Source organism: Candidatus Melainabacteria bacterium (genome assembly GCA_003963305.1).
Taxonomy (GTDB): Bacteria; Cyanobacteriota; Vampirovibrionia; order Obscuribacterales; family Obscuribacteraceae; genus PALSA-1081.
Map to the genome: position 1 here is coordinate 146,838 of RXJR01000015.1, position 21,037 is coordinate 167,874.

The window sequence follows — 21,037 nt, forward strand, 5'->3', positions numbered from 1 at the left end:
AGTAGCATAATCCTCGCCTTATTACTCCTGGCAGCTGAACAGTCGCCTGTTTTTCGGCAATTTATATGTGTTTTCCTATGTTCTATATAGTCGGTTTTAGCTGCAAGCCTGAACAATTGGGTGCATGATATTGGTGCGGAGGGCTCTCCGCCTCATGTGACTGTTACTACGTCCGAAAAGCGAAAACAATTCGCGTCGCACTTCGCGGCAAAAATTGAGTTGCAGCCGTCAGATCAAACTGGCGACCGGTGCGCTCATGTCTATGCCAGGCCGCACTTGTGCCGGGCTTCAGTGTGCCAAAAAGGGTCAATCTTATGAATACTTTGGGAAGCAGCATGCTAATTGGCGACCTTTTAAGGGGCGCCAAACTTATTCAAATTCACGATCTTACTAACGCAGTACAGGTAGCGAGCAAAACAGGGTTGCCTGTAGGAAGAGTGCTCGTCATGCTCGGGCTGGTGACAAGCGAAACCGTTCATGCGGCGCTACAAGCTCAATCACTCGTGCGCGATCGGCTCATAACGATGGAAGTGGCTACCAAAGCAATTGGTATGGTGGCAAGCTATCGCATCGATCTGGAACGGGCGCTCGAATGCTTAGGCTCATTGCCAGGACGAGAATTTGAAACCAACAAGCTGGGCGACTTACTCGTGCTCGCCGGGCTGATTACTAATGATTGCCTGGTGGAATCTCTGAAAACCAGTCAACATCTCAATTTACCGCTTGGGCGTATCCTCGTGCTGAAGAACATCCTCAAGGAACACACAGTCGAAGCAGCACTTAATGCTCAGGTGCTACTGCGCGATGGAGTTATCGACCGCAAAACAGCAGTGGCTGCATTGAAAAACGCCAGGAAAACACATACATCTCTGGAAAGCTGCTTGACTGCAGCCGGAGTAGACTCAGGCAACAAGCGCCAGACGATAAGGCTGGGAGAGCTCTTCGTACTCGCCGAAATAGTCACCGAGCCAGACCTTCTGGCAGCCGTGGAAATAGGACTCAACGAAGGCACTCAAATAGGCCAGGTCCTGATGCAATTTGGTTTTATCAACAGCGATACACTAGAGACTTCACTAAAACTACAAGAGATGGTGCACAAACACTCGCTCTCAGTCTCACAAGCCGTGCAGGTGCTGAGACTATATCTCCAGGGTGTCGACATTCCTCATGCCATTGCCAGCATCGCCGAACCTGAAGTCAATCCGGTGCAGGCGGTAGGATTAGCTGAGGTCCTCTATCTATCAGGGTTGGTGCCTCAGGAAGATACAGAAAAAGCTTTAGCAATCAGCTATGCCAGTCGCATTCCATTCAACAAAGTTTTGCTGCAATACAACATGATCAAAGAGGAAGCGTTGAATGTTGCCACCCGCTGTCTTCTTCTCATGGGAGAGAATCTGCTTACTGCCGAAGAAGCAATCGTAGCCATGCACCACTGCATATGGAGCGGCACTGAGTTAGTTGTGGTTCTTAGCAAAATGGGCTGGCTGGAAGAGCAACAACGCAAAGAAAATGAAGACGCGCTTCCAATCTTGCTTGGTGACACTCCAATAACATACACCCCTCCACCGACGCCTGAATTCAACCCAACCGCTTCGATCTGGTAAATCAAAGTCTAACTAAGCAAGCCGGTTAGTTGGCACCCAGAGCAAAACAACCGAGTTGACCTGAATATTAGTTTTCTTGGGCGCAATGGAAGTCGACTTGATTGAATCGAGATGCGACTGCATCTCTTGATTGAGCCGATTCACTTCGCCATCGAACTGACTTTGCATGTCTTCGAACTGCTCTCTCAAGCTCTGCAAAGATTCAAGTGCTCGTTCCGAATCTGCTTGTTTTTGGGAGGCGCGACTCACTCTCCTTGCGGCCGTCGTCGCCTTGTTAATGGTGCCGCTTCCAAGCGGTCGACGTGAAACCATAGCACCAAAAATAGTGGCACCAACTGATATCATCGAATGCAGTTGTTCATCCCGTGATTCTTGCGCTTGCCGCTCTGAACGTTGCTGAGCGATTCGCATCCGCTCCTCCAGAGCATTCAGTTTGGGAGCATATTTAGTTCTCAACTTCTCCTTCAGCTGATCTCGCAGTTCGTTCAACTTCTGCTGCACTCGAACACTAAACGCTCCTGGCTGCTCATTTGGCAGCGAGTACATTTGCAACCCCGGACAACACAGCAACTGATACTTTTGGGATTGACTCAGCCAGACGGCAAACGATTTAGACCAATTTTTGTAATTGACTTCTTGACAGAGAGCACTGGGAGGTTCAACAAAACTCGCGCCAGGTTCCGGCTCGGAATTGAACTTCTCGATTGTATACTTCACAGCCTGTGCATCACTCCAATTGAAGGTAGCACCATCACCGGTGACATTGGCGATGAAGGCTTTCGAAACAGTTTCATCAAGCTGCGTTTTCGAATCTGTAAACCGAATTGTTGCCGAGGCATACAGAAATGGCTTGTATACGACCGATGCATCAGACAAAATGCTTTGCTTGGAAGGCAAAAAATACTGTTTAACGGCAGGAGGTAAAGCGGGCCGGATAGCCGATTGATTCAGCCCGGTCGGTTGATTGGGCGCGACGGACTGCGGATTCGCTCCGGTCGATTGATTCGTTGCGACGGACGGCGAATTCATTGCAACGGATCGATTTGTCACTGCATCCACACCTCCGCTCCCGTCTGGAAGCCGAGCTTGTTTACCAGCCATCAACGCCTTGATTTGCGCCTTCATCAGCGGTCCACGCAAATAAGACAAAGTCCAACGAGTTTGGAAAATTTCAGGGCGACTCTCATGCACATTATTCATCAAGAAAACTCGCCGACCAAGCCCGGACAAAATCTTTTCCATTTCCTGTCGATCGAATTTGCCACCGGTTTCTGCCGTTGCACCCTCAAGACCTTCCAAAACGCGCATCTTATCGCGCTCCGTCTGCAGTCTGCCAATAAACCAGGTGCCTGTATTTGCCAGACCTTTGTAATCAAGGTCAACCGGGTTTTGTGTAGCCAGTATCAAACCCAAACCGTATGCACGAGCTTGCTTAAGCAAAGTCAAAAGTGGCTGCTTCGATGGAGGATTGGCGACAGGAGGGAAATAACCAAAGATCTCATCCATGTACAAGATAGCGCGCAGGCTGCTTGTGCCAGATTGAGAACGCATCCAGGAAACCATCTGACCGAGCAGGAGGGAGACAAAAAACATGCGTTCCGTGTCACTCAAATGAGCGATCGAAAAGATGCTCACCTGCGGTTTACCGCTCTCAGAGTGCAGCAACTTACTTATGTCGAGCGGTTCTCCAGAAAGCCAGGCATCGAAGCCCGGCGCCGCTAACAGATTATTGATCGTCATAGCCAATTCGAACCGGTCTTTAGAAGGAAAAAACGACTCGATGTCTATAGCACCAACTTGCGTCATCGGCGGTTTCTGAATTTGCAAAATGATTTCGGGCAAAGTCAGATCATCACCCTTGCGCCAGGCTCGGTCCAGAATATTCGAAAGCAAGATATGCTCTCGACTCTTCAACGGATCGACGTTACCGCCCAGCAAAGCCAACAAACAATTGGCAGTAGTAACGACACGATCTCGCATTGCTTCACTATCTTCGATGACTTCTCGAGGCGGAGATGAAAGTGACTGCAAAATCGAAATCGGAATTCCGGCAGTACTTCCCGGCGTATAAATCTTGAAATCAGCGGATGACTTAAGCAGCTTGATCCGCTCTGCACTCTGCCCCCATTCCGCCAGACCAGTTTTCCAAGCCATTGCTTGCTGCTCGGCAAATTGCCCGGGAGTGAGATTTTTCTGCCTCGCTTCATCAGCATTGACCCAGGGCTCAAACTCCTCAACACTCAGATTGGGAAAGGTCAACAACAGATTCGATAAATCACCTTTGGGATCGATGGCGATCACAGGAATATTGTCGATTGCCGCCTCTTCAACGAGATCAAGGCAGAGACCTGTTTTGCCGCTACCAGTCATGCCAATGCATACAGCGTGGGTCAGCAAATCGCGACAGTCATACAAAACCAGCTCGTCTGTTGTTTTCTCGGCTCCTAGGTCGTATCGACGACCAAGATAGAAGAGTCCCAGTTTCTCAAAATCCTGACTCAGCGCCACAGTCACAGAGCATACCTCACTAAGATTTCTCGGGCTTAGCCTTAACTAGTGACTGCTTCTTTGCCTCTTCATACTCTTTTTTGACGTCGTCGATATCTTTTGACTTCAGCATCTCCATGTAGCGAATCGCCTCCGCATAAAGAGGCAACGACTCAGCCCATTTACCTTGTTTCGTCAAAATTCGTGCTTCGTTGCGCTCAGTAACTGGAATGCTTTCATTCATGTCGCCGTATGCTTTGCGAAAAATTTTGCGCGCCTTTTGCAAATAACCGGCACATTGCGTATACATCTTCTTCTTTTCGTACAAAGAGGCAAGATTGTTCAAACTGACTGCCACACGAACATCTTCGGGACCACATTCCTCCGCCTCTTTGAGACCGGCGACGAGGTTTTTCTCGGCAGCATCCAGATCTCCGCTTGTCAAAGCCGCAAGCCCGGCTTTATTTTTCTGATCCCAGTCCCTGGCATGCTCGGCTGCGATCTCTTTTGGATCGAGTTTCAAACTGCTCTCTTTCGGCGTACAACCGGCGATTGAGGCACAGACGATTACCAGCAAAGTAATTTCAAGCAGAGCAGAACTTTTCATCAACAGTTTCCAGGAGACGTGAAGTCATATTTTACCCGGTTACGAGCATCTCTGGCTCGATCTTAACTGCGGTTACCGTGCTCAACCTTGAATCTTTACTGTTTCGATGCCACTTGAGGTCTGGTGGCAATTTCTCGCACTTCTTCCAATCTTCTGGTGATTGATTTTGCAGTTCTACTTCTTGTGATTGTTCCTGCAAAAGGAATAGAAATACCTGCATCAGTGCGCGAACTGAGTTTCACCTCGGTCTGGTTGTCACCGGCTGGTCTCAGATTCCATTCACCATCAAACGCTTTTAACTTATCCGACTTGAGCAGAGAATACTGCAACTTTTGCATCGGGGTCTCATGCTCCTTATACGTGCAAACAGCAGACCCAATCACGGGTATACCATCGAACTTTTCCTCGACGACATAGTCGCCGGCTTTGCTGGACAAAATTTTGCGATGAGCGGGATCACTACGACGCAGCGTTCGCATTGCTTCCCACACGGCTTTGACAGGCGCGTTGATCACCATCGTCTGCGATACCATCGCATTCGTGTCACATTCGGCCATAGCCGGAGACGCACCAAAACCCAAGATCAAGCCGCACAAAATCCACCTACGCATGTTCGCCATGTGTATTCCCTCTCCCGTGACTGTATCTCCAGACGCGAGAGGGAATACTTAGTTCCGCGTTATGCGCTCACCTGATCCTGAATTCGGGGAATCCATTCGCGTACTGGTTTGCCGACGTAGACTGTGCCTCTATCGTGCATCAGTCCCAAACCTAATTTCAGGTGACAGACTTCTCGATGCAATCTGTTACTCAAAGTTTTGATAGCGGCTGTAGAATCGACTTTGAAGTCTTCAACGTATTCGCTGACGTCGACCGCTTTCCCTATTGAAATTCGAGCAAACCTATCGTCACCATTTTCAACATATCTGATCGCCATGGGAACAACTGGAATATTGGTGCCCGTAGCCTGGCAATTCAAGGCGATGCGTGCCACACCAGGCTTGAAAGGATGAGTGGTTCCGTCGCGAAAAACATTGCCTTCCGGAAAAACGACAAGCACTTCTTTTTTGCGGAATTGATTGAGAATGAAATCGTAAGCAGCGCGGGAGGCAACGGCAGGAAAAGCTCCAATACCAGGAATAATCGCACCCTGCAAACCTTTCATCTCATTTGGCGAAGCCATATAAATTGCCCGACGGCGCTCCAGCACTTTCTGTACAAGCGGTGGATCCCAGCGAGAATAGTGGTTGGATATCAAAATATAGGGACCATCGGCTGGGAGATTTTCTTGACCCGAAATTTCGATACTGTTGAAATGAACGTTCAAACAAATGTTATTGAGCACATTTAAAATGCCAACGCTCCACCAACTTTTTCTGTCCACTAACTGGTTCATGTCTTTACCCTCGAACTCCTGTTGCTGTAAACAACATACGCCCGCAGATAACCACCCTGGTCTTGCGATCAACAGTTCGAAGAGTGTCAGGTTCTACAAAGGTGATTATTTACTTGAAGCTGGCTGAGACGATTTGGACATGAGCGCCAGATAGATGATTGCAGATGTTGCAAAACCAACGAACCAGGCATAGTCGAAAAGTATTTTCAGCGGCGGATAGAACCATCCGACCCACGCTGCAGCGCAACCGACCAGGGTAGCCACAAGAGCGGCTGGATTCGATCCACCTCGATACTTATATATGCCATCGACCAGATAGAGGTCAGGCAAAGCGAGGGTCTTCTTCTTTACTATCCAATAATCGATGATCAAAACTCCGGCAATCGAACCGAGACCGCCGGAATAACCGACCAGCCATTGAAAGATGTAACCGGATGGATCGGCGATAAGCTTCCACGGCTGCATAAGAACACCCAGAATAGCCGTAATCAATCCACCTGTTCTGAAATCGATATAGCGCGGGAATGCATTTGAAAAATCATTGGCAGGTGATACCACATTCGCGGCAATATTCATGGCAAGCGTGGCGACAGCGACCGTGAACATAGCAATGAAGACAGTAAGCGGGTCAGTGAAGAGTGAAATGAGCGAAATAGGGTCCCACAAAACTTTGATGGAAGTGTTTGGATAAATCACCTGAGCAGCGGAAGTGACAATCACACCCATCATCGACAGCAGAGTCATTGCTGCAGGCAAAGCCACCACTTGACCGATGGTTTGCTCTTTCTGACTGCGACCATAGCGGGTGAAGTCAGGCATATTGAGCGAAAGTGTCGCCCAGAAACCAATCATTCCCGTCAAAGATGGAATAAATACGGCTATGAATGAAGGAAAATCTTTGAACTTACCCGGGTCTGAAAGCAACGTTCCTACGCCATGGGCACTCGAGACTGCCCAGACAACCAGCAAGCCGCACATCAGTAAAACAAACGGCGCAGCCAGCCCTTCTATCTTTTTCAAAAGGTCCATGCCGCGGTAAATAACCAGTACGTTCAGTGACCAGAAGATGGCGAAAGAGATCCATTCAGTCAGGGAGTGTTCAAGCAAGGTTGGACCGCCAAGCAGCGTCGGCCAGTCTTTGTATAAGGCAGTAAACAAAGTGTGCAGCGCTTTACCGCCCAACCAGCTCTGAATGCCAAACCATCCGCACGCGACGAGGGCGCGCATCAAAGCCGGCAAATTAGAGCCATACGTGCCATACGCGGCTCTTGCAAAAACTGGAAACGGTATACCGTATTTGGTGCCAGGATGCGAGTTCAACAGAATCGGAATCAAGACAATGATATTGCCAAGCATAATCGTGATGATCGCTTGCCACCAGTTCATACCGGAGGCAATCAAGCCGGAAGAGAGCATGTACGTGGGAATACAGGCAGCCATGCCGACCCACAACGCGGCAAAATTGTATGTGCTCCAGTTTCTCTTAGCCACCGCCACTGGTGCCAGATCATGATTATAGAGAGGGCTCGAACTGATAATACCTTCGTCGCGCAGTTCGACGCGTCCATCGGAATGCTCTTCGACTAAATTTGCGTCCATGCTGTTTCTTCCGTTCATGTTCGACGAATCCTACGGCATAATACTACTCGACAGTTTGTGATTGAACTGTTGATAACCTGCGGCACCGTTCCGCCACGATTAAGAGGCTCAAAACTACAAATGTCCAATCCACACTCAAAAGAGGAAATGGAGCGTTTTCTGAAAGAAGCAATTGCTGAGGCTAGACTTGGCCTCAGCGAGGGCGGCATTCCAATTGGTTCTGTACTGGTACGAGACGGAAAAGTGATCGGGCGCGGTCACAACAGACGAGTCCAGCACAATAACCCTACTGCACATGCCGAGATTGATTGTCTGGCAAATGCTGGGCGAATCAACGATTATTCAGACACGGTCTTGTACTCAACCCTGATGCCATGCGCGATGTGCGCGGGTGCTGCAGTGCAATTCAAAGTTCCGATTGTCGTCGCCGGTGAAAACAGAACCTTCAAAAGTGCCGGTGGATGGATGGAATCGATGGGTACGAAAGTCATCGATATGGATTCAGATGAATGTTTCCAGATGCTCGCCGACTTCGCAAAGGCTTATCCAGACATCTGGAACGAGGATATAGGCATTCCGACAAAGAAATAGTCGGCTAAAAACCCGCAATCGATTCACGATCGCAACACTCGCTATCCCGCTCAGGACAAGCATTCCCAACCTTTCATCTCGACCGATCGGTTAAAAAACTCGTCGGATTGGGCATTTAGTGGTAGAACAGAGTAGGGGAATAAAGGAGAGCTTGTATGAAAGCGCCTACAATCGAAAAGAAACCCGCAGCTCAAAAGAAAAAAGCGTCAACAAAGAAAGCCAGTGCCGCTCTTGCGACCTGCCCGGTGAACGGAGCCGGCTGGTGCCCCTATCCTTTCACTGTTGAACAACTTGAAAGAAGGCTTAGAGAGAAAGCTGAAGCGGCAGCGGAAAAGAAAAGCCGCACAAAAGGCGTGTGAGCGAGAGATTCAGGCTGCAGCCGGTCTTTGAGGCTTCCAGCTAACCAGGCAGACACCATTTTTGCAAACCGGGGCGTTCGCATTCTCTTGCGATTCGGTTGCCTTGTCTCGATTTTCACCGACGTTTGTGGATTCGGTACGATTCGTTGCTTCGTCGTTCTTTAAAATCTGGTGCGTATTCATCGTGGGCTCCGTCATATTGATCGGGTTTCTTCATCCGTGCCAGGATAATAGTCCTTTCATCTGCTATGGTCGATTGGGGAAATTACTAAGTAGTGCGTAAAAATCCCATGAAAAATACCGTTTCGAACGACGGCGAGAACTCAAAAATGTCATATCGAACGCTTATCTTGCGCCTGATAATTCTGGCAGCATTCCTGCTCAATTGCTCAAAAGCCTCAATAGCTGAGCCTTTGCAGGGAAAGATCGAACACAGTCGAAAAATGCCGTCAGTCAATAAAATGCTCAAGCCAGGCATCCACTACGACGAAACCGCCGATAAACCTATGTCGAACGCCTGGGTCCGCATTCCTCACTGGCTGGCTGGTATCTGGTCGATCAAAGAAGAGACGACTGTTTTTCAGGAAGACCTGAAAACCGGGCGGCGAGACAGAGAGCAGCACAGCTTCACGGCTAAAAGCAAGTTTGGCTATGGCAAACAAACGGACAGAACTGGTCAAATCTGGCACTATGTGGGCGTTCCCTATACCTCAGACACAACCATGTCGGGGCTTATTGAATATCACCAGGTCCTGGAAAAGGACGTGTCAATCCAATCCACAAACAAAGTCAGCGTCAAAACCAGGGTGATCGTGGTGAAAGTGCGCAAGCCGAGCGGCGATATCAAAGAAACATACCAGCAAGAAAGCATCAATACCTATACCTACGATCCAGCCCAAGACGTGATAGCGATGGAATCTTCCACCAAAGCATTCAATGCGGATGGCACGCCCGTAAGCCTCACATGCAACAAGGCGACAATTCACAGACAGAACAAGTACTCAGTAATCAATGAGGAATACGGCAGAGACCTGAAGTCACTCTTCCATCAGTTCTTGTTGTCGCAGGGACTGGCTACGTTAGTTCCTAATTGAAATCGCCCGCGGGTCAAACCCGAGCAGCCGGTTTGTAGGGCTGGAAACCGAGAAAAGATGAGCCTTGCCAGCTTCCGGCCGTGACCACAAGTGGTCCGATTCCATCCAATTCCAGCTTTACCACAGGACCGTGCACTGTTATGGATTTGAGCTGGGACTTGTAGATCCAGCTCCAGTCCACGGCACAAACTGCTTCGGTCGGAACAGGCAAGTCGTTGTTAGGAACAACTTTTGCGGAAATTCGCGGACCTTCGTGAGAGTCCATCTGAAGCCCGTGTTCTCCCTCGAAGTGAATGGAAAAATTCTTCAAGCTACTCGTTGCTTTGCTGATCCGTTTACCAATCAAAGTTGTGACTTCGTCGCTCATACTCGACCTCTGCAGTTAATCCAATCGCGGCGTGATTTCGCTGCGATGATTGTACCGCGGACAGAGGAAACGAATAAAACGATTCTATCGACTTGCGGATTTCGCAGATTCTTCGATGTTCTTCTTTGCCGCGTTGGCATTGGCATCCACGACCGCCTTATCTGCTTTCACCTGACGATCTAAATCTTTCTTTTCCAGATCATGAGTCTTATCCGCATTTGCCTTGGCGGCGTCGAGGCTCTTCTTAGCCAGATCAAGCTCTTGCTTTTTGTTGTCAATCGCTTGCTCAGTTGCTTCATGCTTTACGTCTGATGCGGCTTTCAGCTCACTAGCCTTCTGATCGATCAATGCTTTCTGCTCGTCTTTTTGAGCATCAATATCCTTCTTCTGTTCTGCAACTTCGTGCGCCCGTTCGCTGCAAGAGCAAAGCAACAACGTCATCCCACACGCCACAAACAAAGACTTTGCTTTTCCGTCTACCATTTTCAATTCCTCTGTGATGAGATACCGCCGATACGTTGATGTGGGACCAACTGAGCTGCTGAAAAGTTCCCGCAGGAATGCTCCGGCGAATATTGTTGACAATCAATTGCGATATCATGGAGCGCACCCGTCCAGGGATCAGCGAACGTCTCACATGGAGCGCACCCGTCCCGGGTGCACGATGCTAACATTCAAATGCTCTCTCGTATTTACGAGCGCAATTACTAGAGAAACATAGTGTCGCCAAACGTTTTATCGCCAGAAGATGCGTCGCCAAAGAAGCCAATCGAATTGCTGGCTGTAGCGATCCTGCTTTTGCTTATCGGCACCGGCGCGTTCATGCGTTTCGAAAAACTGGATGACAAAGAATTCTGGCACGACGAGTCATTCACAGCGCTGGTTCTATCTGGTCGCACGACATCTGAGATGAAATCAGAACTATCGACCAAACCCTGTCAGATTTCCGATTTAACAAAATATCGAACCATCAATGATTCTACGAGCGCCGGTTCCATACTCCACTCTCTAGGCGAGGACGAACCTGGACACGCACCACTGTTCTACTTTATCGAGTGGGCGTTTTGCAGTGTTCTCGGCACGACACCACTGACGATGCGATTAACTTGTGCACTGATCAGTCTCCTCACTCTGCCGGTCTTCTATTGGTTAGCGCTGGAAACTTACCAATCAAAACAAATAGCTCTGCTCACAACTGCATTTGCCAGCCTGTCACCTCTGCTCATCTACTATGCACAGGAAGCGCGCGACTATTCACTTGGCGTACTCCTGATGACACTGTCGAGTGCACTACTTCTAGCCGGCCTGAGAACCGGCAAAAAGGCGATGTGGATCGGCTATACAGCAGCTCTAGCGATCGGACTTTACAGCTGGCTTTTCACTACAATTATCGTTGCTGCCCACATACTTTATGTCGCAATCACGCAACCGCGTGGCAAGACAGTCTGGCTTCCATTCGCGATTTCAATTGCAGTTGCCTGTCTGACATTCACACCCTGGCTCATTTTTCTCTCCGCACATTCCAACGACTTCAAACGAGCATACGATTGGGTGCAAGCACCAATTACAAAGTCGGAGTTACTGAGCGTCTGGCTGGCAATTCCATACAAAGCTTTTGCTCTGTTTGGCTTCAAGACGGCAAAATTATCCGCCCCCCTCTTGCTTGTTACCATGCTGCAGACGGCAGCGGTCGCACTAGCTGCAATACCATTCCGAAACACTAAATACATTCACATCGCTGTCATCGTCACTTGGTTAGTAGTTTTTGCCGGACAGGATGTGCTGACGGAAGGCGCTCGTTCAGCAGTTTTCAGATATCAGACGGCAATCATCGTGAGTATACTCTTTCTTTTTTCTGCCCTGATTGAGTTTCTATGGAAGAAAACTAGATTATTGAAAGGTTTGGCTCTGCTCGTCGTCACGTTCACTTTCGGAATCGAACTACTCTCCGATAATTACATGTTAAATTGCAAAATCTGGCCAGACAAGGCAATAAACTTACGCTTTACTTTGCCGGTCGCGGAACACTTGAACAAAGAGCCGTCTGCTGTGTTGGTTGTCGAAGAGCAAACCATAAATCCAACTGAACTACTGGATTTGAGCTTTCAAACTCATCCTGACTGCCCAATCATTTTCTTAAGTGCCGACAAACCTCAGACAATCCCTGCTCACAGCGAGATTTTGTATTTGCTGAATCCGTCGGAGCGTCTCACAACTGAACTCTCATCAAAATACGAAATCAGCGACAGCGTAGACAAGTTTCCATATCTCAAACGAGCGCAGAAACAGCAATGAGTTAGACAGTCACTTTGCAGAATCGCTTTTGTAGACTGGTTGACCTTTGAAATACGTCCGCAGTACATGCACACTGTGTATCGTCGATGGATCAATCTCGAACAAATTTTTATCGAGAATCAGGAAATCGGCATCTTTTCCAACTTCGATAGAACCGGTCTCTTTTTCCTGATGGTTAACGAAAGCACCATCAATGGTGTAGGCGGCAATTATCTGTGGCAAAGAAACACACTCTTCGGGGTTAAAAGACGGCCCAGATGCGTCAGTCAAAGACCTTCTGGTAACCGCAACCTGGATGGCATCGAGCGGGTTCATCGTAGTCACAGACCAGTCACTGCCGGCTGCGACGACAGCACCAGTCTTAATAATCGAATTAATTTGATAGAGACGCCCGGTGCGTTCAGGTCCCAGCAAGGGCTCAGTACACTGAGTTATGTACGCATCACGATAGGCCCAGAATGGTTGAAAATTCGCCACCACATTCAACTTTCGAAAGCGTGGAATATCAGCTGGCTGTATCAGCTCGAGGTGCGCGACATGATGGCGATTGTCATTTTGACCGTTCGTAGACCTGGCCAGTTCCAAGGCATCTAGAGCCTGATGTACAGCCGCGTCACCTATAGCATGTGTATGTACCTGAAAGTTGTTCTTATCCAATTCTTGAACGATGCTATTAAGTCGCTCAGTGGAGAAATTAAGCAATCCAGAAGTGTCATGTTTGTCGGTATACGGTGAAGAAAGCGCGGCAGTATGCGTTTCAACAACACCATCAGCAAATATTTTAGCCGAGGTCGGACGAACAAATGGCGACAAATATTTGTCGCGCAGCACAACAAAATCTTTCACCTGCTCAGGACCACGCTGCGGGTCAACATGCAGCGCAGCTACCAGCCGCACCGTCAAACGGCGCCAGTTAGCCACTTCAGTGTAAGTTTTCAGAGAGTCTTCATCTGCACATGCATCTTGCAGCGATGTGATTCCAAAACTATTTGCCATTCTCAAAGCGCGCATCAGCCCCTCTTGCCGCTCTTCCCTCGTGGGTTTTGGAACGAGTCTGCTGACCAGCTCAGTTGCCGATTCACGCAAGGTTCCTGCCGGTTCACCCCCTGCGGTTCGCTCGATTATTCCCAGAGGCGGATTCGGAGTAGAGCTGGTGATGTGTGCAAGTTGTAGAGCCTTTGAATTCACCCATGCAGAATGAGCGTCTTGTGAGACAAAATAGGCCGGCCGGTCGGGAATTAAGGCATCTAGATCTTGCCTGGTAGGACAAGCATCAGGAAACAATGGCAGGCTCCAACCGCTGCCTGTTATCCATGCCGACTGTCGGTGATCTTTGACGTATTTCTTGATAATGTCGAGCACCTCAGCCCTCGATCCCGCGTCATCAAGCCTGCAGTGAGCAAGTTCTATTCCGCTATCGATAGGGTGAACATGACTGTCATGAAAACCCGGTAGAACCATTTCGCCATGAAGCGAAATCCGTTCAGTCCCCGGTCCGACAAAATCGCCCACCGCCCGATCGTCTCCGACAAAAATGATCTTGCCGTCTTTGACAGCCATGGAATGCGCCCAGCTCCTCGCGCCGTCAACCGTATATATGTCGGCTCCTGTTACGACCAGGTCAGCATTATGAGGACCATCCGCCAGACAGGCAGGGAGACAGCCGAGAAGGCTGAGCACGAGTGCCATCTTGGCAATGCTTCGGTACATTTCATACCTCGCGACGAATGAAATCGAGAGTGGACTGAATTATTCTAGAATACATGCGAAGATTGTTGCGTTAACAGGTTTGTTGAAATGGCGTTGGAAAGAGACTTTGACGTTGTCATCATCGGCGCAGGCGGTGCGGGAATGATGTGTGCTCGCACAGCAGCAGGTCGCGGACGCAAAGTGATTCTTCTAGATCACTCCACCAAAATCGGCAGGAAGATTCTCATATCCGGCGGTGGTCGCTGCAACTTTACCAACACCGGTGCCACCGCAGACTCTTTTGTTTCGAAAAACCCCCACTTCTGCAAATCCGCACTTTCAAAATTTACGCCTCAAGATTTTATTGCTCTGGTCAAAAAGCACAAAATAGGATTCCACGAAAAGAAGCTGGGACAGCTATTCTGCGACGATTCAGCCTCGCAAATTGTAGACATGCTCGTCGAGGAATGCGACGACGCCGGAGCACGATTTCAAATGGATTGCAAAATATTTGCAATTGAAAAGAAAGACAGATTTATCATTTCCACAAGTGAAGGAGATTTCCGGTGCGAATCGCTAGTTGTGGCTACGGGCGGACTATCCATTCCACAAATCGGTGCCACTGGATTTGGTTATGACATCGCCAGACAGTTCGGTCTGAAGATTGTAGAAACAGCGCCGGCCTTAGATGGCTTTAACTTCAGCAAAGCAGACGCAGAGCACTTCAAAGACTTACCTGGCATTTCCTTAGACACAACAGTAACCTGCAATAAAGCTGCTTTTAGAGAAAACATACTCTTCACCCATACAGGCTTAAGTGGACCAGCGAGCTTGCAGGCATCGCTTTACTGGCACAAAGGAGATGCCATAAAAATAGATTTGCTGCCCCAATTCGACGCAGAGAAATGGCTAACCCGCATAAAAAACTCCAACAACAACAAAGTAGAAGTAAAAAACGTTCTCAGTGAGAAGCTGCCAAAACGATTTGCCGAAAAATTTACTCAGATGATCAATTTGAATCGACCGATTAATCAACTAAACGAGAAGCAAATCAATTCTCTGGCTCAAAATTTACATAGTTGGTCGCTCTTCCCGGCGGGCACTGTGGGTTACAGAAAAGCTGAGGTGACGCGAGGCGGAGTGGACACACAAGAGCTTTCCTCACAATCAATGGAGTCGAAAAAAGTCCCCGGACTTTACTTTATAGGCGAAGTCGTGGACGTTACTGGTCAACTGGGCGGATATAATTTTCAATGGGCTTGGGCTTCCGGCTATGCAGCGGGAATGCATTGTTAGCCGGGCAACAGCTGGTATCCGATGGAAACAGATTCGAAATTGAGAAAAGCAATAGCTGCAATATTCTTATGCACTCTTGCAGGCATTACACCCGAGCCAGCCTTCTGCAGAAAACTGACGACCTACGAACAAGCACTTGGAGATATAGATAATAAGCGCTTTGAGAGTGCTCAGCTGAAACTGCTGAATATTCTTGCAAAAAATCCCTCTGACGCAGATGCACACGCTGAACTCTCCAGAACTTATATGGATACCAATCAGATCGATAAAGCGTTCATCGAAGCAAACAAAGCTATTCAGTATGATCCTCGAATGTTTCGAGCGTACGCGACGAAGGCATACTGCGAATTTCGCCAGAATCATATGAAAGAGGGCTTCAATGATTCCGCAACGGTGTTGAAACTGTACACGGTAAATCCGCTGGATTGGACAGCCTGGTACACTCATAAAAATCTCTCCCATGCATACCAAATGACGCACCGCGCAAAAGAGTTTGCGGAAGTACAGACTAACGTCTACATTTGTGATCTGCTCACGGCCGCCGATGAAGCTCGCAATGCAGGTCAACTCAACGAATCTTTGCAAAAAATCGATTCTGCCCTGAAAGTCGATTCCAGAATTCCTGACTTGTGGTTTTTCAGAGGCGTGATTTATCAAAATCAAGGTCAGAACGCTCAAGCTCTAGCGGATTTCAGTAAAGCAATTGCGCTGACCCCCACTGCTGTGCCCATGCTCTACTATTTTCGAGGCGACACTTACCAGCAGCTCGGAAAGCATCAACAAGCAATCGCTGATTTCACTAAAATAATTCAAGCCAAGCCTAAATTAGTGGCGTACCGTTTTGTCTGCGAAACAGGTCGGTTCCGAAGTGAAGGTATGCGTGAAGATTTAGCTCCGGTGTCGCTTGGCGATATCTATGTGCTGCGCGCACAGTCTTACGCTATTCTGAAAGATAAGGTCCGAGCCCGCAAAGATCTTGAAACAGCAAGCCAGCTGGACCCCACTGACGATAAGGCTATTGCCAAGAAAGCGGAGCTCCACCTGGAAGCAGGAATGCCTGAACAGGCAATCAAAGATTACTCGAAATCGGTCGCCGCGAATCCAAATGATTGGACAAGGTATAAAGAGCGCGCTGATGCTTACATGCAACTTGGCAAAAACAAAGAAGCACTTGATGATTACACGCAGGTGATCAAACTCACTCCCAATGAACCTGGTGCATACATGTTGCGGGCAGTCGCTCTTAAATCGATGAAAAAATATGCCCAGGCAATTGCTGATTTTTCAAAAGTATTGCAGCTGCGCAACGATGATGATGACGCATACATGGAGCGAGCTGAGTGCTACAGACTGATGCACCGTTACAACGATGCGCTCGCGGATCTCGACAAAGCAACGAACCTGGCGCACGCCAGCAAGACATTTATCAACGAAGAGCGCTCAAAGATCCGTGCAGAGATGAAAGAATCTAACTATAGCGACGGTTCACAAACAAGTTTAGAAAGCGGTTCACAAACGAGTCTAGCTGACATTTCAAAAACGAGTTCGACAGACAGTGCACAAACAGTCTCAACAGACATCTCACAACCGAAGAAGAACAAAACAGAGCATTCCGGCAAAGAGGAAAACTGGCTGGCGCTGGCACTTGCAGCAGCGCTCGGTGTCATGGTGATTGGTTTGCTTGCTGCACATCTCATGCGTTCTAAGAACAAGCGCTAGCAATTCAGATGTTGAATTTTTTCCTCGCTGCCGCAACTGAAGCATCCGCCTTTGGTGGATTTTTCAAATCTTCCAAAATCGCAGGCAGTGCCTTTCGCGCTGCCAGTTCGCCAGACAATTCGGCTTTCTTTGCATAGAAAGTCTTCTTTGTCAGAACTGGAATCGTCGTCACATCCGGATTGATCACAACATCCGCAAATTGCAGTTGGCGCTCATCAGCGATGGCAAGCACGATGTCGGCCATACGTGATGCGATTCCTTTATATGATTTGAATTTTCGAGCCGGAATCTGTTGCATCGGCTCATCGACGAGCACTGCGATTACTATGTCCGCCCCGGTGTCACGAGCAGCAGAAGCAGGAAGATTGGCTCGAACACCGCCATCAATATAGATTTTGTCATCAATAGGAACTGGTTTGATCAACGGCGAAATAGCAGAACTCGCCTGAATAGCGATAGCTAGCGGACCATCGGAGATTCGATAAGCCTGCCCATCAACCAAATTGGTGGCAACAGCCGAAAAAGGAATCTTTGTGTCTTGCACTTGCATATCAGGTCGAGGCAATTTCTTAGTCAAGTATTTTCGGAACGATTTCCCGGTAAACAAACCAGCATAAGGATTGCTTCCCTTGAAGGGCCACAGCTTTTGCAAACCGGCCAAAACCACTTTCGGAGCGAGAGGCATGGGCGTATAAGCTTTCCTCATCGAACCATCCTGAATCATGCGCCGGATGTCATCCAGCGGTACGCCTGCCGCATAAAAACCGCCTATGATGGCACCCATACTGTTTCCAACGATATAGTCAATAGGGATATTGTTCTCTTTCAAAACCTTCAGCACACCAATATGCGCACCGCCGCGAGCACCACCCCCACCCAGCGCGAGAGCTACAGTCGGACGGCGTTTCGGTGCCCCGGCAGCTTCGGGCAGAGTGGGCGACTTTCCGGGCTCATGTTCATGAATGAGAGTTGCTTCTGAGGCTTTTTCTGCGGTCTCGGCAGGAGTACTCAGTACAGCTCCCGTCGTCATGGGCTTTGTGGCTGGGTCCAACCCATCCGGAGCAGCCTGGACCTGAGGCGGAAGTCCATTACCGGTCGTCACCTTGCTTTCGAGAGTATCACCAGGCTTTGCATTCTCCTTATTCGGGTCACCCTTCATTAACTCGCCGGGCGGAATCGGAGCACCTGCATCATCGGCATAGACGGGACAGCCAACCGTCATCATCATTGAAAGGCTCAGGACTGCGCTTAACGATAGGAAGTTCTTTCTAGTCATTTTTCAAGCTCGCTCGGTAGGACCCGGAGGGGTGACGGTGCGAACTCGACAGACGTTCCCTTCAAACCGAAGAACAAATAGAAAACCTCGCAAGGACATCGCGAGGTTTCCTGAATATTCAACAATAGCTGAGCTTGAATTATTTCGTTTCAGTAGTCGTTTTAGTGCTGTTCTCAGTTTCAGTTTTGTTGCCCGAAGTTTTTGTATCTACTTTGTGACGGGTAACAGTCTTTTTTGTTTTCGGCTTGACGTTGCCTTTCTTTGTCTCAACGGTAGTTTTAACTGTTTCTTTGCCGGTTTCGTCTGCAGCCAAAACAGATGTGGCACCCACACCAGCGAAACTCACAGCTAACATCATCGCAACTAGATTCTTCATTTTCACTCTCCAAATTTGATACTAAGGTCTGTCTCACATACTACTCACCAAATTCGAAAAAAGGAGAACAATTCGAAATTGCAACACAGCCTGAAACGCTTCGCCTGGACCCAGTTTACAGACAGGGCGATCTAATTTAACTCTAAAGCAATACAGACTGTAGACTTCACGAATTCTGCACAGGTCGTAGCCTATAAGTCACAACCTCAAGATTTGATATCTATTCTGTGATGAGTTTCTTCGTTTAAAACCTTGATGTCAACATCAAGAAATTTCTTGATCGTTTCTATATTGGTTTCTGTATGCGGAGAAATCTCGTCGGCTGTGTAAGAACCTGAGCCAGCCAGCGCAAACGGAATGATAATTTGATCGGCAAGGAATTCTCCAACCGCCGCCGTACTCTCCGTGTATTTACGAGCATATGAAACAGCATTCTCTGCCACTTTCTCTGCTGGTAAACCACGTGTGCCCACCGCTGTAAATGTCTCGGTTATGTACTCACACTCGAACTGTATAGAAAGAGCGTTACCCGGGCTGATTGCATTATCGGAAACGTCCAGCCGCAATTCGCCACCGCCCCAATCAGGCATGTTATTGCGAACATAATCAAGTTCCTTCTGCCCGATGCGCTGGGAAAGCCGCACAAGCAGCGCCCGAGCACATCGCCTCAGTGTCTTACCACGTCGAAGCAATTCTACAGTCGCCAACTTCTCTGCTGGTTTAACGGTTGCAGAAAAACTGCCACCACCAGGAGGATAAAATCCGAGCCGACCCAATTCCAATTTTACAACTGGTCCAAACTGTTCGAGTGTTGGTACGTATGTCTCCTTAACGTAGTCAAATGGCGGTGCATGCGGGTTATGCGTGCCGCCGCTAAAGGAGAGTTCGCTTTTCTCGGAGCACAACATTAGAGGCGGTAGTATCGTTTGAAAAACCAGAGTGGTACTGCCTGCAGTGCCAATATCAAATTCGTACTTACCAGGTTTAACTTTTCCTGGTTCAAATATCAATGACTGAGATGTCTTGGAGTCACCTTGAACGGTGGCATCACCAACAGTCGCCGCTGCTCGCACAGCAGTCAGATGCTGCTGCTGCAAACCAGGATTAGTACGATTGGCGCGAATGTTAATCAGCTTGAACGGTTTACCCGTAACAAGAGACAAAGCCAGTGACGTGCGAAGTATCTGCCCGCCGCCTTCGCCAAAAGATCCATCAATAGTTAACATTCATCCCCACCCAAAGTCTCCGCGCCTAGTTGCCCTCATCGAAATTGATGTGATGTGGAATCGTAGGGTCGAGACTCTGCGCTTTCTCCACATCAGCTTGTGACAACTCAAGCTTATTTTGTTCATGATACAACCGGGCGCGAGCCAAATAAAATCTTGATTTCGTCGAGTCGAGCTTTATCGCCTCGTTGAAATCAGCCAGTGCCTTGTCAGCCTCGCCCAGGCGCTTATAGGTCTTACCCCGGCGAAAAATCTCTGCGGCATCGGTCGGGTTGTCTTTTATATACTCATTTTGTTTGTTCAGCAATTCCTGCAAATCTTCTTTCGAACTATGAGTAGTTTGAGTCGACGCGGATGAGTCAGCGGTCTTAGGCTCGTTCAACTCGGGATGCTCGACGAGATACTTTGCTACCGCTTTCTCGTAAGCCGTAACGGCGCCCTGGTTTTTCGGATTGACGGTCTGAGTTTTCGCCTTTCCCTGATCCTTGAGGAACTGCTTAACAAGTTGCGGATTAAGCTTAAATGCCTGCAGGTAGTTCTCTACCGCCTTATCGTCATTGCCTTGCTTAGCCTCGATAGTGCCGATCCAAAGAACAGGCTGGCAGTCGTAGGGGGCAGCTTGCATCACTCTTTCAAAGTCGGAACGAGCCTCGGCAAATTTGTTCTGATAGTAGTAGCATTGCCCGCGCTCGAACAGGGCATCCGTATTGTTCATATTCAGCCCCAGCGCTTCAGTGAAGGATGAAATCGCGCCATCGAAGTCTCTGTGTGACTTCTCGAGTTTCCCCCTCTCCATGAGCGGCATCGGCGCCTCGGCTCGTCTGGGGCCCGTCTCAGTCAGAGTAATCGGCTGCTGAGCCCCGGCTGTTGGCTGCAGCGAAACGAAACAAACGAGCGCAGTCGGTAGAGAAACCTTCAACAAAACTGAAATTGTCATGAATTATCCTCGCCTTGCCCAAACCGCCTGCCCATTCAGCCCTAACATTGATTTAGTTAAGTAAATGTTCGAACTGCAGACCAAACGCCATTCTACGTTGTGGCGATATGATAGAGCTT

The 21,037-nt window shown here is 48.7% G+C and carries 19 protein-coding genes; 7 read left to right on the plus strand and 12 right to left on the minus strand.

The features are described from left to right. Window positions 1–314: 314 nt before the first annotated feature. Window positions 315–1,604 (plus strand): hypothetical protein, encoded by a 1,290-nt coding sequence (locus tag EKK48_15730; GenBank protein RTL40707.1) that lies wholly within the window; start codon window positions 315–317, stop codon window positions 1,602–1,604. Window positions 1,605–1,616: 12 nt separating this feature from the next. Here the strand turns inward: EKK48_15730 and EKK48_15735 are convergent, their stop codons facing one another. The 5 genes from EKK48_15735 to EKK48_15755 all read right to left on the minus strand — a co-directional run bounded on the left by EKK48_15735 (window position 1,617) and on the right by EKK48_15755 (window position 7,693). Further along, complete coding sequence (locus EKK48_15735; protein RTL40708.1) at window positions 1,617–4,118, minus strand: ATP-binding protein; 2,502 nt, start codon at window positions 4,116–4,118, stop codon at window positions 1,617–1,619. Window positions 4,119–4,131: 13 nt separating this feature from the next. Continuing rightward, window positions 4,132–4,698: a tetratricopeptide repeat protein gene (locus tag EKK48_15740; GenBank protein ID RTL40709.1), complete on the minus strand. Its 567-nt coding sequence runs from the start codon at window positions 4,696–4,698 to the stop codon at window positions 4,132–4,134. 95 nt (window positions 4,699–4,793) lie between these two features. Beyond that, window positions 4,794–5,318: a hypothetical protein gene (locus EKK48_15745; protein RTL40710.1), complete on the minus strand. Its 525-nt coding sequence runs from the start codon at window positions 5,316–5,318 to the stop codon at window positions 4,794–4,796. Window positions 5,319–5,377: 59 nt separating this feature from the next. Further along, window positions 5,378–6,094 carry a 1-acyl-sn-glycerol-3-phosphate acyltransferase gene (locus EKK48_15750; GenBank protein ID RTL40711.1) on the minus strand — a complete coding sequence of 239 codons (717 nt, stop codon included), beginning with the start codon at window positions 6,092–6,094 and terminating at the stop codon, window positions 5,378–5,380. 105 nt (window positions 6,095–6,199) lie between these two features. Next, window positions 6,200–7,693 (minus strand): nitrate reductase, encoded by a 1,494-nt coding sequence (locus EKK48_15755; protein RTL40712.1) that lies wholly within the window; start codon window positions 7,691–7,693, stop codon window positions 6,200–6,202. A 147-nt stretch (window positions 7,694–7,840) separates the two neighbouring features. Between EKK48_15755 and EKK48_15760 the strand changes: the two genes are divergently transcribed. The 3 genes from EKK48_15760 to EKK48_15770 all read left to right on the plus strand — a co-directional run bounded on the left by EKK48_15760 (window position 7,841) and on the right by EKK48_15770 (window position 9,737). Next, complete coding sequence (locus EKK48_15760; GenBank protein RTL40821.1) at window positions 7,841–8,284, plus strand: nucleoside deaminase; 444 nt, start codon at window positions 7,841–7,843, stop codon at window positions 8,282–8,284. Between the two features lie 155 nt (window positions 8,285–8,439). Next, window positions 8,440–8,643 carry a hypothetical protein gene (locus EKK48_15765; GenBank protein ID RTL40713.1) on the plus strand — a complete coding sequence of 68 codons (204 nt, stop codon included), beginning with the start codon at window positions 8,440–8,442 and terminating at the stop codon, window positions 8,641–8,643. Between the two features lie 290 nt (window positions 8,644–8,933). Then, window positions 8,934–9,737, plus strand: coding sequence for a hypothetical protein (locus EKK48_15770; protein RTL40714.1), 804 nt, complete (start codon window positions 8,934–8,936; stop codon window positions 9,735–9,737). A 13-nt stretch (window positions 9,738–9,750) separates the two neighbouring features. Here EKK48_15770 and EKK48_15775 read toward each other — a convergent pair whose 3' ends face one another. Further along, window positions 9,751–10,104 (minus strand): hypothetical protein, encoded by a 354-nt coding sequence (locus tag EKK48_15775; protein RTL40715.1) that lies wholly within the window; start codon window positions 10,102–10,104, stop codon window positions 9,751–9,753. Window positions 10,105–10,188: 84 nt separating this feature from the next. Beyond that, on the minus strand, window positions 10,189–10,587 hold the full coding sequence (locus EKK48_15780) for a hypothetical protein (protein ID RTL40716.1): 399 nt from the start codon (window positions 10,585–10,587) through the stop codon (window positions 10,189–10,191). 237 nt (window positions 10,588–10,824) lie between these two features. Here EKK48_15780 and EKK48_15785 point away from each other — a divergent pair, with 237 nt between their 5' ends. After that, a complete protein-coding gene (locus EKK48_15785) occupies window positions 10,825–12,399 on the plus strand; it encodes a phospholipid carrier-dependent glycosyltransferase (GenBank protein RTL40717.1) in 1,575 nt (524 codons plus the stop codon). A gap of 9 nt (window positions 12,400–12,408) precedes the next feature. Here EKK48_15785 and EKK48_15790 read toward each other — a convergent pair whose 3' ends face one another. Continuing rightward, complete coding sequence (locus EKK48_15790) at window positions 12,409–14,109, minus strand: amidohydrolase (GenBank protein RTL40718.1); 1,701 nt, start codon at window positions 14,107–14,109, stop codon at window positions 12,409–12,411. Window positions 14,110–14,196: 87 nt separating this feature from the next. Between EKK48_15790 and EKK48_15795 the strand changes: the two genes are divergently transcribed. Next, window positions 14,197–15,384, plus strand: coding sequence for an NAD(P)/FAD-dependent oxidoreductase (locus EKK48_15795; protein ID RTL40719.1), 1,188 nt, complete (start codon window positions 14,197–14,199; stop codon window positions 15,382–15,384). Window positions 15,385–15,405: 21 nt separating this feature from the next. Then, complete coding sequence (locus EKK48_15800; GenBank protein ID RTL40720.1) at window positions 15,406–17,103, plus strand: tetratricopeptide repeat protein; 1,698 nt, start codon at window positions 15,406–15,408, stop codon at window positions 17,101–17,103. 4 nt (window positions 17,104–17,107) lie between these two features. On the opposite strand, the gene EKK48_15805 is transcribed toward EKK48_15800, so the two are convergent. The 4 genes from EKK48_15805 to EKK48_15820 form a co-directional block, all read right to left on the minus strand. Beyond that, on the minus strand, window positions 17,108–18,379 hold the full coding sequence (locus EKK48_15805; GenBank protein ID RTL40721.1) for a hypothetical protein: 1,272 nt from the start codon (window positions 18,377–18,379) through the stop codon (window positions 17,108–17,110). 139 nt (window positions 18,380–18,518) lie between these two features. Further along, complete coding sequence (locus EKK48_15810; GenBank protein RTL40722.1) at window positions 18,519–18,755, minus strand: hypothetical protein; 237 nt, start codon at window positions 18,753–18,755, stop codon at window positions 18,519–18,521. A 206-nt stretch (window positions 18,756–18,961) separates the two neighbouring features. Continuing rightward, window positions 18,962–19,981, minus strand: a complete 1,020-nt coding sequence (locus EKK48_15815) for an RNA 3'-terminal phosphate cyclase (protein ID RTL40723.1) — start codon at window positions 19,979–19,981, stop codon at window positions 18,962–18,964. A 25-nt stretch (window positions 19,982–20,006) separates the two neighbouring features. After that, window positions 20,007–20,918 (minus strand): tetratricopeptide repeat protein, encoded by a 912-nt coding sequence (locus EKK48_15820; GenBank protein ID RTL40724.1) that lies wholly within the window; start codon window positions 20,916–20,918, stop codon window positions 20,007–20,009. Between the last annotated feature and the right edge of the window lie 119 nt (window positions 20,919–21,037).

Bases quoted from the DNA above. Each gene is read 5' to 3' on its own strand.
- EKK48_15750 (RTL40711.1), bottom strand. From the start codon at position 6,094: ATGAACCAGTTAGTGGACAGAAAAAGTTGGTGGAGCGTTGGCATTTTA.
- EKK48_15790 (RTL40718.1), bottom strand. From the start codon at position 14,109: ATGTACCGAAGCATTGCCAAGATGGCACTCGTGCTCAGCCTTCTCGGC.
- EKK48_15730 (RTL40707.1), top strand. From the start codon at position 315: ATGAATACTTTGGGAAGCAGCATGCTAATTGGCGACCTTTTAAGGGGC.
- EKK48_15810 (RTL40722.1), bottom strand. From the start codon at position 18,755: ATGAAGAATCTAGTTGCGATGATGTTAGCTGTGAGTTTCGCTGGTGTG.
- EKK48_15770 (RTL40714.1), top strand. From the start codon at position 8,934: ATGAAAAATACCGTTTCGAACGACGGCGAGAACTCAAAAATGTCATAT.
- EKK48_15780 (RTL40716.1), bottom strand. From the start codon at position 10,587: ATGGTAGACGGAAAAGCAAAGTCTTTGTTTGTGGCGTGTGGGATGACG.
- EKK48_15775 (RTL40715.1), bottom strand. From the start codon at position 10,104: ATGAGCGACGAAGTCACAACTTTGATTGGTAAACGGATCAGCAAAGCA.
- EKK48_15800 (RTL40720.1), top strand. From the start codon at position 15,406: ATGGAAACAGATTCGAAATTGAGAAAAGCAATAGCTGCAATATTCTTA.
- EKK48_15820 (RTL40724.1), bottom strand. From the start codon at position 20,918: ATGACAATTTCAGTTTTGTTGAAGGTTTCTCTACCGACTGCGCTCGTT.
- EKK48_15755 (RTL40712.1), bottom strand. From the start codon at position 7,693: ATGGACGCAAATTTAGTCGAAGAGCATTCCGATGGACGCGTCGAACTG.
- EKK48_15765 (RTL40713.1), top strand. From the start codon at position 8,440: ATGAAAGCGCCTACAATCGAAAAGAAACCCGCAGCTCAAAAGAAAAAA.
- EKK48_15815 (RTL40723.1), bottom strand. From the start codon at position 19,981: ATGTTAACTATTGATGGATCTTTTGGCGAAGGCGGCGGGCAGATACTT.
- EKK48_15805 (RTL40721.1), bottom strand. From the start codon at position 18,379: ATGACTAGAAAGAACTTCCTATCGTTAAGCGCAGTCCTGAGCCTTTCA.
- EKK48_15740 (RTL40709.1), bottom strand. From the start codon at position 4,698: ATGAAAAGTTCTGCTCTGCTTGAAATTACTTTGCTGGTAATCGTCTGT.
- EKK48_15760 (RTL40821.1), top strand. From the start codon at position 7,841: ATGGAGCGTTTTCTGAAAGAAGCAATTGCTGAGGCTAGACTTGGCCTC.
- EKK48_15795 (RTL40719.1), top strand. From the start codon at position 14,197: ATGGCGTTGGAAAGAGACTTTGACGTTGTCATCATCGGCGCAGGCGGT.
- EKK48_15745 (RTL40710.1), bottom strand. From the start codon at position 5,318: ATGGCGAACATGCGTAGGTGGATTTTGTGCGGCTTGATCTTGGGTTTT.